The sequence below is a fragment of the Enterococcus sp. DIV0236 genome, from assembly GCF_050558525.1.
Classification (GTDB): Bacteria; Bacillota; Bacilli; order Lactobacillales; family Enterococcaceae; genus Enterococcus; species Enterococcus faecalis.
Map to the genome: position 1 here is coordinate 1,092,583 of NZ_CP187891.1, position 11,807 is coordinate 1,104,389.

General features: G+C 36.5%; 11 protein-coding genes and 1 riboswitch. Of the genes, 9 read left to right on the forward strand and 2 right to left on the reverse strand.

Going from position 1 to position 11,807, the window contains the following annotated elements; genetic code table 11:
* Positions 1-52 precede the first annotated feature (52 nt).
* From IGK27_RS05430 to IGK27_RS05450, 5 genes are all read left to right on the forward strand, one after another.
* Positions 53-376, forward strand: coding sequence for a PadR family transcriptional regulator (locus tag IGK27_RS05430; RefSeq protein WP_002357837.1), 324 nt, complete (start codon positions 53-55; stop codon positions 374-376).
* 3 nt (positions 377-379) lie between these two features.
* Complete coding sequence (locus tag IGK27_RS05435; RefSeq protein ID WP_002357836.1) at positions 380-721, forward strand: DUF1048 domain-containing protein; 342 nt, start codon at positions 380-382, stop codon at positions 719-721.
* A gap of 25 nt (positions 722-746) precedes the next feature.
* Complete coding sequence (locus IGK27_RS05440; RefSeq protein WP_002360471.1) at positions 747-1,007, forward strand: DUF2087 domain-containing protein; 261 nt, start codon at positions 747-749, stop codon at positions 1,005-1,007.
* Between the two features lie 158 nt (positions 1,008-1,165).
* Entirely contained in the window at positions 1,166-2,341 is a 1,176-nt protein-coding gene (locus IGK27_RS05445; protein WP_002357834.1) for an FtsW/RodA/SpoVE family cell cycle protein, read from the forward strand.
* The gene (locus IGK27_RS05450) at positions 2,307-3,455 is read left to right on the forward strand and encodes an FtsW/RodA/SpoVE family cell cycle protein (RefSeq protein ID WP_002357833.1); all 1,149 of its coding nucleotides are present in this window, start codon (positions 2,307-2,309) and stop codon (positions 3,453-3,455) included. The genes IGK27_RS05445 and IGK27_RS05450 overlap by 35 nt, the downstream gene beginning before the upstream one ends.
* A 61-nt stretch (positions 3,456-3,516) precedes the next feature.
* Here the strand turns inward: IGK27_RS05450 and IGK27_RS05455 are convergent, their stop codons facing one another.
* Complete coding sequence (locus IGK27_RS05455) at positions 3,517-4,404, reverse strand: LysR family transcriptional regulator (RefSeq protein ID WP_002357832.1); 888 nt, start codon at positions 4,402-4,404, stop codon at positions 3,517-3,519.
* 23 nt (positions 4,405-4,427) lie between these two features.
* Positions 4,428-5,303, reverse strand: a complete 876-nt coding sequence (locus IGK27_RS05460) for a LysR family transcriptional regulator (RefSeq protein ID WP_002382245.1) — start codon at positions 5,301-5,303, stop codon at positions 4,428-4,430.
* A gap of 252 nt (positions 5,304-5,555) precedes the next feature.
* A riboswitch (M-box (ykoK) riboswitch) is annotated at positions 5,556-5,726 on the forward strand.
* 113 nt (positions 5,727-5,839) lie between these two features.
* Here IGK27_RS05460 and mgtA point away from each other — a divergent pair.
* The 4 genes from mgtA (at position 5,840) to grpE (ending at position 11,755) form a co-directional block, all read left to right on the forward strand.
* Complete coding sequence (gene mgtA, locus IGK27_RS05465) at positions 5,840-8,500, forward strand: magnesium-translocating P-type ATPase (RefSeq protein ID WP_002357830.1); 2,661 nt, start codon at positions 5,840-5,842, stop codon at positions 8,498-8,500.
* Positions 8,501-8,743: 243 nt separating this feature from the next.
* Positions 8,744-9,892 carry a radical SAM family heme chaperone HemW gene (hemW, locus tag IGK27_RS05470; protein ID WP_002357829.1) on the forward strand — a complete coding sequence of 383 codons (1,149 nt, stop codon included), beginning with the start codon at positions 8,744-8,746 and terminating at the stop codon, positions 9,890-9,892.
* A 225-nt stretch (positions 9,893-10,117) separates the two neighbouring features.
* Positions 10,118-11,161, forward strand: coding sequence for a heat-inducible transcriptional repressor HrcA (gene hrcA, locus IGK27_RS05475; protein ID WP_002357828.1), 1,044 nt, complete (start codon positions 10,118-10,120; stop codon positions 11,159-11,161).
* Between the two features lie 54 nt (positions 11,162-11,215).
* Positions 11,216-11,755, forward strand: coding sequence for a nucleotide exchange factor GrpE (gene grpE, locus IGK27_RS05480; RefSeq protein WP_002357827.1), 540 nt, complete (start codon positions 11,216-11,218; stop codon positions 11,753-11,755).
* Positions 11,756-11,807 lie beyond the last annotated feature (52 nt).

Consider the following 11,807-nt stretch of genomic DNA (forward strand, 5'->3'; position numbering starts at 1 on the left):
ATTATTATGTAGTGGTACATAGTACTAAAGAGTAGTTTAGGGAGGAAAAGCAGTGAAGCAGACAGAGTTGCTAAAAGGCATTTTAGAAGGTTTAGTTTTAGCCATCATCCAAAGGAAAGAAACATATGGTTATGAAATTACAAAAATTTTAAATGACCAAGGGTTTACTGAAATTGTTGAAGGAACCGTTTATACGATTTTACTGCGTTTAGAAAAAAATCAATGGGTTATAGCTGAAAAAAAGCCTTCAGAAAAAGGACCAATGCGGAAGTTCTATCGCTTAACCTCATCAGGAGAAGCAGAACTCGCTGATTTTTGGCAGCGTTGGACGTTGCTTTCAAAACAAGTAAACAAGATGAAAAAAATGGAGGGATAGAGCATGTCAAATTTTAAAGCGTTGATCAAAAAAGTTGTGGGGGATAAAAAAGAGTACAAAGAATATAAACGACGGATTGCAGCATTACCAGCAGAGTATCGACAAGTATTTCAAGAAATTGAAAAATATGCATGGCATTTTTCAGATCATAGCGGAGCCAATATGTTCAATGCGTTGACTGATTTACTTGATTTGTTTGAAGAAGGAGCTGCTAACGGAACACCTATCAAAAATATTACGGGAGAAAAAGTAGGTGATTTTGCTGAAACAATTGTCAATGAAGTCGCTGGCAAATGGACCGATAAACAGAAAGAAAAACTGAATCATCAATTTTCTAAACAATAGTCAAAACAAAAAAAAGAGAATAAACATGGTTGAAAATTTTTTTAAAGAAGGAAAGTTGCTGGTTATTCCCAAGAAAAATGCGAAAAAAGTCCAAGTGTTTCAACGTGTGGCCAACCAATTTGAATTTGGGAAAGAATATACGGAAAAAGAAGTCAATCAGCGACTTAGAGAAATCTATGAAGATTATGCACTTTTGAGACGGTATTTAGTAGATTATCAGTATTTAGAAAGAGATAAGTTTGGAAAAATTTATCAGAAATGTGAGCAACACACAAAAATTATATAAATGGCTTTTTTTAAAAGTAGCGAAACTAGGTGAAATGAACCAAGTCTAGCTACTTTTTGTTATGTAAGCTTAGTAATAGTTCTATAAAAAACTCTCTATTTGTTTTCTAACTCAGACTGGTAAGATTGATTTAATTAGAAAAAGATAGAGGTGAGAGAATGAATCTACGTACTTTAGGTCTAACAAAAATTCTTTTGACCTTTATTATATTAAGTATTATTGGCGCGTTAATGATTTATAGCGCCAGTAGCTATGACTTGTTGATGCAAGGCGTGAAGCCCACTGCTGTGTTTATTAAACAAGGCATTATTATGTGTCTCAGCTGGGTGCTAATGTTCGTGATTTACAAAGTTCGACTAGAAGTGTTATTTAATAAGAAAATTGCGATTGGACTGCTTTTAGTTTCGGTACTATTACTGCTAATGGTTCGACTACCTTTTTTTGGTGTAGCAGCGAATGGCGCACAACGTTGGATTTCTCTCTTTGGAATCCAATTTCAGCCATCAGAACTTTGTAATTTTGCGATTATTTATTACTTGAGCTGTTATTTAGGTGAAAAAGAAAATGGCTTGACAACGAAGCAGTTAAGGAAACAATGGCTGTTTGTTTTGGTCGTTGCATTTTTAGTTTTGATTCAACCCAAAGTTGGCGGGGCCATTCTTATTTTAGTTATTGGCAGTGTCTTAATTTTCTCAGCAAGTATTCATGCAAAATTTAGTGTAATTGCTGCGGGGATTGTCGTTGCTAGCGCGGCGCTTCTTTCTAAAATAATTATTTTTCTAGGCGATCACCGCTACTTACCACATTTTTTTGCGCATGTGTATGACCGCTTAGTTGTTTTGAAAAATCCGTTTTTATCCTTTCATGATCGCGGATTTCAGCCTTCAATGGCCTATTTAGCGATGTATAACGGTGGGTTTTGGGGCACTGGACTAGCCAATGGTATGGTAAAAAAAGGTGGCTTGCCAGAAGGTCAAACCGATTTTATCTTTGCGGTGATTGTGGAAGAACTTGGTTTGATTGGCGGCTTACTATTGCTATTTCTTTTGTTATTTTTAGCGGCCTCGATTTTGCGGAGTAGTTGTGTAATAAAAAATCATTGTTACGGCTTGTTTTTGTTAGGGGTCGGGACCTTGATTTTAGCTCAAACGGCGATTAACATTGGTGGCGTTTTGGGTTTGATTCCAATGACGGGAATTCCTTTACCGTTTGTTAGTTACGGTGGGACAAGTTATTTAATCTTTTCAGTGGCATTAGGAATCGTCATTAAAATTATTGCAAACGAAAGGCGGCAGTTAAATGGTCAATACAAAAAAATTCAACTTACATCTTAATTATGATTTATTATTGCCCATTTTTTTACTCACACTTTTATCTTCTGGTGTGCAATATTGGATTGCCGTTAATGAAGGAAAAGATGGAACTGTGCCAGCATTAAAACAACTTTTCTTTATTTTTGTTGGCTATGCAGGCATGTTTTTAGCTAGTCGGCTGTCACAGAAATTTATTTGGAAAGTAGCTCCTTTTTTCTATGGGTTTTCATTAATCTTAATGAGTGCTTTGTATTTTTCCTATGACAAAGGAATGTATTTATTGACGGGCACAAAGCGCTGGTTAGATTTAGGGTTTATTAAATTTCAGCCATCAGAAATTGCGAAAATTGCGTTTATTTTAATGTTGGCAAAAATTATTGTCCAACATGAGCAACAAGACTGGTCTGATAAATGGCGTTCAGACAAGCAACTTCTAAAAAAAATCGTTGCGGTTAGTGTCCCTGTTTTTTTCTTGATGGCGGTACAAAAAGATTTTGGGACATCCCTTGTTTTCGTAACGATTATTCTATCTCTTTTAGTTATTTCGGGAATTGATCGCAAAATTTTAATCATTATTTTCAGTGCTTTAGCAACGTTAGGCGTGGTCTTGATTCTGTTAGTCTTTACAGAGTGGGGGCACAAAGTACTCTTCTTTTTACATTTTAAACAATATCAATTGGATCGAATTTTAGCATGGATTCATCCCTATGATTATGTCGATAAAATCTCCTATCAACAAGTACAAGGCTTATTGGCAATTGGTTCGGGTGGTTTATTTGGCAAGGGTGTGCATGGGATTGAAGTGTATGTTCCTGTTCGTGAGTCTGATATGGTTTTTACTTTTATCGGGGAAGCCTGGGGCTTTGTGGGCAGTGCCACTGTTGTTTTTCTCTATTTTTACTTGTTTTATCAAGTTTTAGTAGCTGGCTTGCGGAGCAATTCGCGTTTCTGTATGTACATCTGTGTCGCCCTCATTTTTTCGCTGGTCTTTCAAACGGTGGAGAATATCGGTGCGGTGATTGGACTGTTGCCGTTAAAAGGTATTCCGCTTCCGTTTTTAAGTCAAGGAGGCACTTCGTTAGTGATGGCTATCACTTCTTTAGGATTTGTCAAAGGAAGAGAAGCCGCTACCTGAAAACACAAATAAAAACCAAGACTGGAACTCGCTTGCCGACAAGCTCTAGTCTTGGTTTTTACTATTGAAATTGTTTTTGGCATTCAGCCAAAAGTTGTTGAAGTTGTCGACTCATGTAACGTTCTTTTAAATAATAAACTGCCATGTTTCGTTTAGGTAGTTCTTGGTAAGTTAGTGTATGAATCGAATTGTCTAAAAGTTGAATATTTGTGTATTCGGGGACAATAGCGAAACTATCGGAATGAGACACCAAGTGAGTAATAAGTGAAAGAGTATCCACTTGAATGACTTTCTCTGGAGAAAAATTAGAAAACGTAGTATCTAGCCAATTGGTTAATTTGTTTTGCTCGGAAAATTCGGTATTTAAACGGACGAAGGGGTACATTGTTAGTTCTTTTAAAATTTCTTCCGTCGTAGCTTTGGCCAAAGCTGGATGATCGTTTCTTAAAATGAATTGATAATTTGCTGTAAATAAATCAATTTTACCAATATGTTCAGGTAATGGTAAGTCAGCAAAGGAAATACCAAAATCTGCATCCATTGTTTCCAAGGATTGAAGAATATTTTCTGTAATAATAGTGTGGACTTGTAAGTTGGATGAACGATCCGTTAATGTTGTCATTAGTAAGTCATTCAATTTATATTCTAAATCACAGAGATAAGTGGCTACATAAATATGGTTGGAAGAATGATTAATTTCTTTTAGCTCTTCTTCAATTGAGACCAACTCATTGGTGATGCGCCAACAATATTTTTCTAAAATTAATCCAGCTGGCGTTAAGGTGGTAGTTTGACCTTGGCGATTAAAAAGTTCCGCGCCTAACGTTGCTTCAAGAATTTTTATTTGCTTACTTAGGGCAGCTTGAGAAATTGCTAAATTTTCGGCTGCTTTAGTAAATTGTTTCACTTTGCATAACTCTAAAAAATAATGTAAACGAAATAGTTCCATGGGAATTCCTCCTTTTTCTATTCCTAGAATAAATAACGTAATTGTTCGAATAAATAACGGTGTGCTTCACAATGTCCGTGATGATTATTCTGAACTAAATAGATGGCTCGTTCTGGACTATCTTCCAGAGGAATACCAACTAAGTTACGTCTGTTTAGTTCATCAGTGAGTGAATAGGGAAGGATGCTACAGGCTTTTTCTCGTTGGACCATGTCTAAGACTAAATGAAGAGAAGGGAGTTCGATGACGATTTGCCGATTTTCCCAATTGATTTTACGTTCCCAACGTTTAAACACTTTTTTTTCATATACTTGATCGGAATATGCAGCAAAAGGTAAAGAACGAATTTCGTCAATCGTTACGCTATCGGCATGGGCTAAAGGATGATTTTTATTGACACAAAGGAGATAGCTTTCTGTATAAATTAATTCTTTCTCTAATGGAATCGAGGTATCCAAAAATATCCCAATCCCAATGTCAATTAAATCTGTTTCCAAAGCTGTTTCAAGATCGTAATAATACTTAAAATCAATACTTACATACGGATAGGATTGATTAAATAACAACAAGACTTCTCCAAATGCTTTATCTATATCAATTAAGTTTGTTCCAATCCGAATGGTCGTTGTCGATCCTTGGGTCACTAATTCATTAATCTCTTCTTGCGCTTCCTTAATGAGTGCAAAAATCATTTCTGTTCGCTTGGCGACGACTTCGCCTGCTGGAGAAAGCCGACAATGTTTCTTGTCTCTTAAAATTAATGAAGCACCTAATTCACGTTCCAACTCCTTGAGCTGGGTACTTAAATAAGGTTGACTCGTATGGAGCTTTTGAGAAGCTAAAGTAAAACTCGCATACTTTGAAACTGCCATAAAATATTCTAGTTGTTGTAATTTCATTTTCCTCACCGCCGTTTCTTTAACTATACAAAAAATAGCAGAAGAAAAGCTTCTCGACAAGGCTATCTGACGGTCTTTAGATTAATTTAACCAGTTATGATTCTATGAATAAATACGAATCATACCAGAAAACCATAGTAAATAAGCGGATTATTTTTCTTTTTGTTACTGAATGGACAAAAAGTTATCTGCTAAAAACTTTTTCTATATCGTTATTTTTTCAAGGAAGAATTATACTTGTTGTTGTAATTAAATAAGATTTGTTAGGTGAGGCTCCTATACAAACATAGGCTACTGCCCAAAAATGTCGAGAGACGCCAATGGGTAGAACAGGAACTGTCGAATGAAGGCTTTTCTTAAGGTAGCTAAAAGCAATCGCTTTTTACGTTGTATAGTGCTAAAGCTCAACGATAAGAACGATTATTCTTTGACACGTTGAGTTTTCAGCGTGTCTTTTTTTGTGGAAAGGGTGAGGAAAATGGAAGATGAACCGATCGTCAATTCAAGTCAACAACAGATAAATGAGGTGAAAGAAAATGGAAAAGAAAATGCGTCACTTGGGCCATGACTATAGTTACAAAAAGTTTGCCCATTCAGAAGTAGAAAAAGTTTTACAACGTTTCGGCTCAACTTGGGATGGCATTAAACACCAAGATATTGAAGAATTACAAGAACGTTATGGCCGCAACAAAATTATGAATGAAAAAAAAGCTTCACGGCTGCGACTTTTTATAAAATCGTATATCACGCCGTTTACTTTGGTGTTACTAGCACTAGCCACGATTTCATTTTTTACAGAATATGTCTATGCTGCGCCAGAGGAAAAAGATGTTACTGGCGTGTTAATTATGTTAGCGATGGTCATCTTAAGCGGCACGATGAGTTTTGTCCAATCAGTCAAATCAAGCAATGCAGTTGAAAAATTACAAAATATGATTAAAGTTACAGCGACAGTCATTCGTGACAAGAAGCAAATGGAAATTCCTATCGAGGAAGTTGTGTGTGGCGACTTAGTCCAACTATCCGCTGGCGATATGATTCCAGCCGATTTACGTTTAATCCAATCTAAGGACTTATTTGTTTCCCAATCATCCTTGACTGGAGAGAGTTTTCCCATTGAAAAACACGCGACTCATCAAAAAGATAGTGATCAAATTGATACAGAATACGACAATCTTTTGTTTTTAGGAACAAATGTCATTAGTGGCACTGGTTTGGGCATTGTCATTAAAGTTGGTAATCAAACTTTATTCGGACGGATGGCTTCTGATAACGGAGAAGAGCAGCAGCAGACGAGTTTTGAAACAGGAATTAATAAAACAACGTGGGTGCTGATTCGCTTTATGTTGGTTATTACGCCAACTGTTTTTCTAATTAATGGGTTAACAAAAGGCGATTGGGTGGAAGCGTTAATGTTTGCGATTGCCACAGCTGTCGGCTTGACACCAGAAATGTTACCTATGATTGTAACAACCAATTTAGTCAAAGGTTCTCGAGAAATGGCTAAAGAAGGCACGATTATGAAAAATGTCAATGCCATTCAAAATTTTGGCGGGATGGATGTACTTTGTACGGATAAAACAGGTACCTTAACACAAGATAAAGTAATTTTAGAATACCACTATAATATTGGGTGCCAAGAAGATCAAAAAGTCTTGGATTTAGCATTTCTAAACAGTTATTTTCAAACAGGTTTGCGTAATTTAATGGATAACGCCGTTATTCAAGCGGCGACGCAAGAAAGTGATATACAATCAGATGATTTTTATAAAGTAGATGAAATTCCTTTCGATTTCAATCGACGTCGAATGAGCGTGATTATCAAAGAGTTTAAAACGCGAGAAACACGCTTAATTACCAAAGGTGCGGTTGAAGAAATGCTCTTGGTCTGCACACAGGTACTTTTAGATGGCGAAATTGTGCCCTTAACAGAGACGCTGCGTCAAAAAATTACCAAAGACGTTGAAGCTTTAAATCGAGATGGTTTGCGCGTTCTAGCAATTGCCGATAAAAAAGTCGAAGCGGCTGAATGGGAGTATACAACTAAAGATGAATCAGAGTTGATTTTACAAGGCTATCTTGCCTTCTTGGATCCGCCAAAAGAAACAGCAGCGGCAGCTATTCACGCCTTGCATCAACATAATGTAGCTGTGAAAGTATTAACGGGGGACAATCAGTATGTGACACATTCTGTTTGTAAAGAAGTTGGTCTGGCTGGCGAAAAAATTATTACAGGAAATGAACTTCAACAATTAAACCAAGAAGAATTAAGAAAAACCGTTCAAGCGTATAATATTTTCGCCAAAATTACGCCTGACCAAAAAGTTCGTATTGTAAATGCGTTAACTGAAAATGGTCAAACTGTTGGCTTTTTAGGTGATGGAATAAATGATGCTGGAGCAATGCGTGCTGCTGATGTAGGAATCTCTGTTGATACAGCTGTCGATGTGGCGAAAGAATCGGCGGATGTAATTTTATTGAGAAAAGATTTAATGGTTTTAGAAAAAGGAATTTTATCTGGACGGCGCGTGTTTACGAACACGATGAAGTACGTCAAATTAACAGCAAGTTCTAATTTTGGCAATGTGTTTTCCGTGATCCCAGCAAGTATCTTTTTACCATTTTTACCGATTGCTCCGATTCAATCGCTATTATTAAATCTAATTTACGATACTTCGTGTATGTCAGTTCCTTGGGACAAAGTAGATGAAGAATACGTAGAAAAACCAAAAAAATGGGAACCAAAATCAATTGGTAATTTTATGCGTTGGTTTGGCCCAACGAGTTCTATTTTTGATATTGTTACCTATTTATTTATGTATTTCATTGTGTGTCCGGCTATCCTAGGTGGCTCATTCTTTGAATTAAATGGAGCAGATCAATTGCTCTTTATCGGTATTTTCCATGCAGGGTGGTTCATTGAGTCCTTATGGTCCCAAATGCTCGTCTTGCATTTCCTACGAACAGAAAAAATGCCTTTCCTTCAAAGTAGTGCTTCTGGAATTATGACGTTAGTCACTACAGCAGGGATTGTTCTCGGAACTGTTTTACCCTTTACCGCTTTCGGTGCAGAACTAGGATTTGTCGGTTTATCACCAAGCTATTTCTTGTATTTAATCCCGACAATTGTTGCTTATTTAGCACTGGTTGCGTTCATTAAAGTTTTATACGTCAAACGTTACGGTCAATTACTGTAACTGATTTGTACTATTATATATAGAAAAATTTTTTTACTTTTCTTTCAAGGTTGAGGAGGTGTCGGTTTTTATGACAGCTCCTCGTTGTTGTTTAAAGTAACTGTGCGAATTTTTTTATGGATTTATTTGTCATTTACAGTTAGTATGGCTAGTAGAGACTTTCCAAAAAGAACGAGCTTTTTGGTAATAAGGAGATAAAACGAGCTAATGACAAAAACAAACCAACTTTCAACTTCAACGCCGATGTTCGATCGGTCGGCCTATATTCATATTCCATTTTGTGAGCATATTTGTTATTATTGCGATTTTAACAAGGTCTTTTTAGAAGGACAACCAGTTGATGAATATATTCAGAGTTTATTAAAAGAAATTCAACTTACGCAAGCATTGTATCCAGAACAAGAAATGAAAACCATCTATATTGGCGGAGGCACGCCAACTTCATTATCAGCGAAACAGTTAGATGTGCTACTAAAAGGGGTTCGCGAACAGCTAACGTTTGATGACCGAAATGAATTTACGGTGGAAGCAAACCCTGGTGATTTAACCCAAGAAAAATTACAAGTCATGAAAAACTATGGCGTCAATCGTCTTTCGATGGGCGTTCAGACATTTGATGATCGCTTGCTCAAAAAAATCGGTCGCAAGCACACCGCCGCAGATGTTTATGAAACAATGAAATTTTTAGAGAAAGAAAATTTTACCAATGTCAGTATTGACTTAATCTATGCTTTACCTGGACAAACATTGGAAAGTTTTCGCGATACTTTGACAAGAGCCTTAGCATTGGACTTGCCGCACTATTCGCTTTATTCATTAATTCTTGAAAATAAAACAATGTTCATGAACTGGGTTCGTCAAGGACGGTTACAGCTGCCTGAAGAAGAAATCGAAGCACAAATGTTTGACGAAACGATTGAAGCAATGGAGAAAAAAGGACGTCACCAATATGAAGTTAGTAATTTTGCTTTAACAGGAAAAGAAAGCCAGCATAATCTGGCTTATTGGAATAATGACCACTACTATGGATTTGGCGCAGGTGCCAGCGGCTATCTTGGGCAAACTCGTTACAAAAATCACGGTCCAATCCAACATTATTTGAAACCCTTGCGAGAAAATCAATTGCCAATTGTGGAGACTGAAGAATTAACTCGTCTAAATCAAATAGAAGAGGAGTTATTTTTAGGCTTACGTAAAAAAGTAGGCATTTCTAAACAAAAATTCCAACAAAAATTTCATGAACCAATTGAAGCAATTTATGGAGAGGTCATTCAACGCTTAATCAAAGAAGAATTATTAATTGAAGAAGCAGATATCTTACGTTTAACGAAAAAAGGACTATTTGTGGGGAATAATGTTTTTGAAGCTTTTTTGTTAAGTGAAAAAGAGTAAAAAAATAAAAAAATCATCAAAGTGTGACAAAGCATTTCGATGATTTTTTTATTACAAAAGTTGGTATTGATGGTTTTTGAAGGTGGTTTGTAGCAATTAGCACTCTTGCGTGAAGAGTGCTAAAAAGTTGCGTATTTCCCTTGACAAAAAGGTAAGGACTTGTTATATTAGTATATGTAGTTAGCACTTAGATGTTAAGAGTGCTAATGAAGGGTGGTAATAACGATGATTACAGAAAGACAACAAAATATCTTGAGACTTATCATCCAAAATTACACGAACACGGGCTTACCTGTCGGTTCTAAGAAATTGATGGAGGATGGCATTGCCTCTAGTTCTGCCACAATTCGTAATGATATGAAAGCATTAGAAGAATACGGCTTATTAGCTAAGACTCATTCTTCTTCAGGGCGAATTCCCTCAATGGCTGGTTATCGTTACTACGTGGATCATCTTTTACAACCAACACAAGTAGAAGAGAACGAACTTAGAAGAATCCGTCAATCTTTTGGAAAAGAATTTCATGAGATTAATGATATTATTCGACAATCCGCTGAAATTCTATCAGAATTGACAAGTTATACTGCTTTTTCATTAGGACCTGAAGTGAAAGAACGGAAATTAACCGGCTTTCGAATGGTTCCTTTGAATGATCGGCAAGTCCTTGCTATTATAGTGACAGATAAAGGCAATGTTGAAAACCAAGTATTTGCCATTCCTGCCGCTGTTTCTAGCCAAGATCTTGAAAAAATGACACAAATCATCAATGATAAGTTGGTTGGACAACCTTTGTTGACCGTTTATCATCGTTTGCGGACGGAGATTCCGATGATTTTACATCGCTATTTCCAAACGCCAGAAGGAATGATGAACTTATTCGATGAGATGTTAGGACATGCCTTTGAAGAAAAAGTCTTTGTCGGTGGTCGCATGAATTTGTTAGATTTTGGCATCAAACAAGATATTGAACAATTGAAATCTGTCTATTCCTTTATGCAAAATTCTGATGAGCTGACGCATTTATTAAATGGTTCTGCAACAACAGAAAATCCAATTGTTTTTCGTATCGGCTCAGAAATTGGCAACAATCTCTTAGAAGATATGAGCATGATCACTGCTACGTATGAAGTATCAGGACATGGCAAAGGAACAATTGCCCTGCTAGGACCAACCAGTATGCCGTATTCAAAAATATTCGGTTTGGTAGACACGTTTCGACATGAGCTAGCTTCACAACTAGGTGACTATTACCGTTTTTTAGGTAATTAAGCAAACCTTGTTAGGATAAGAAGTAGATGCATAAAGAGAAAGGAAGTTGCTGAAGTGAGTAAAAAAGAAGAGAAGCAAGAAGAATTACAAGAAGAAATGGAAGCTGTTGATGCTGCTGGCGTTTCTGAAGTAGAAGTTGAAGCAACAGAGATTGAAAATCTTAAAGCAGAGCTTTCCGAAATGGAAGACAAGTTCTTGCGGGCAAGAGCCGAAATTGCTAATATGAGCAATCGAAATAAAAACGAACGAGAATTATTAGTTCGTTACCGCTCACAAGATTTAGGTAAAAAGATTTTACCATCCATTGATAATTTAGAACGAGCAATGGCTATTGAAGTATCAGATGAACAAGGCGAAAGCTTGAAAAAAGGTATTTCGATGGTGCTAGAAAGTATTACTGTGGCTTTAAAAGAAGAAGGAATTGAAGAAATCCCAGCAATGGGTGAAACCTTTGATCCAAATTTACATCAAGCCGTTCAAACAGTCCCTGCTTCTGAAGAAACCCCAGCAGATACCATTGTTGAAGTTCTACAAAAAGGGTACAAATTACAAGATCGTGTGTTACGACCATCAATGGTCATTGTTGCACAATAACAAACGTTAATTAAAAATATATTATTATAGAAAACTAATACAGATTGGAGAT

What these genes read in the sequence shown, in the direction of transcription:
- mgtA (WP_002357830.1), top strand. Translation starts at nt 5,840, where the DNA reads ATGGAAAAGAAAATGCGTCACTTGGGCCATGACTATAGTTACAAAAAG.
- hrcA (WP_002357828.1), top strand. Translation starts at nt 10,118, where the DNA reads ATGATTACAGAAAGACAACAAAATATCTTGAGACTTATCATCCAAAAT.
- IGK27_RS05440 (WP_002360471.1), top strand. Translation starts at nt 747, where the DNA reads ATGGTTGAAAATTTTTTTAAAGAAGGAAAGTTGCTGGTTATTCCCAAG.
- IGK27_RS05445 (WP_002357834.1), top strand. Translation starts at nt 1,166, where the DNA reads ATGAATCTACGTACTTTAGGTCTAACAAAAATTCTTTTGACCTTTATT.
- IGK27_RS05450 (WP_002357833.1), top strand. Translation starts at nt 2,307, where the DNA reads ATGGTCAATACAAAAAAATTCAACTTACATCTTAATTATGATTTATTA.
- IGK27_RS05455 (WP_002357832.1), bottom strand. Translation starts at nt 4,404, where the DNA reads ATGGAACTATTTCGTTTACATTATTTTTTAGAGTTATGCAAAGTGAAA.
- IGK27_RS05435 (WP_002357836.1), top strand. Translation starts at nt 380, where the DNA reads ATGTCAAATTTTAAAGCGTTGATCAAAAAAGTTGTGGGGGATAAAAAA.
- IGK27_RS05460 (WP_002382245.1), bottom strand. Translation starts at nt 5,303, where the DNA reads ATGAAATTACAACAACTAGAATATTTTATGGCAGTTTCAAAGTATGCG.
- hemW (WP_002357829.1), top strand. Translation starts at nt 8,744, where the DNA reads ATGTTCGATCGGTCGGCCTATATTCATATTCCATTTTGTGAGCATATT.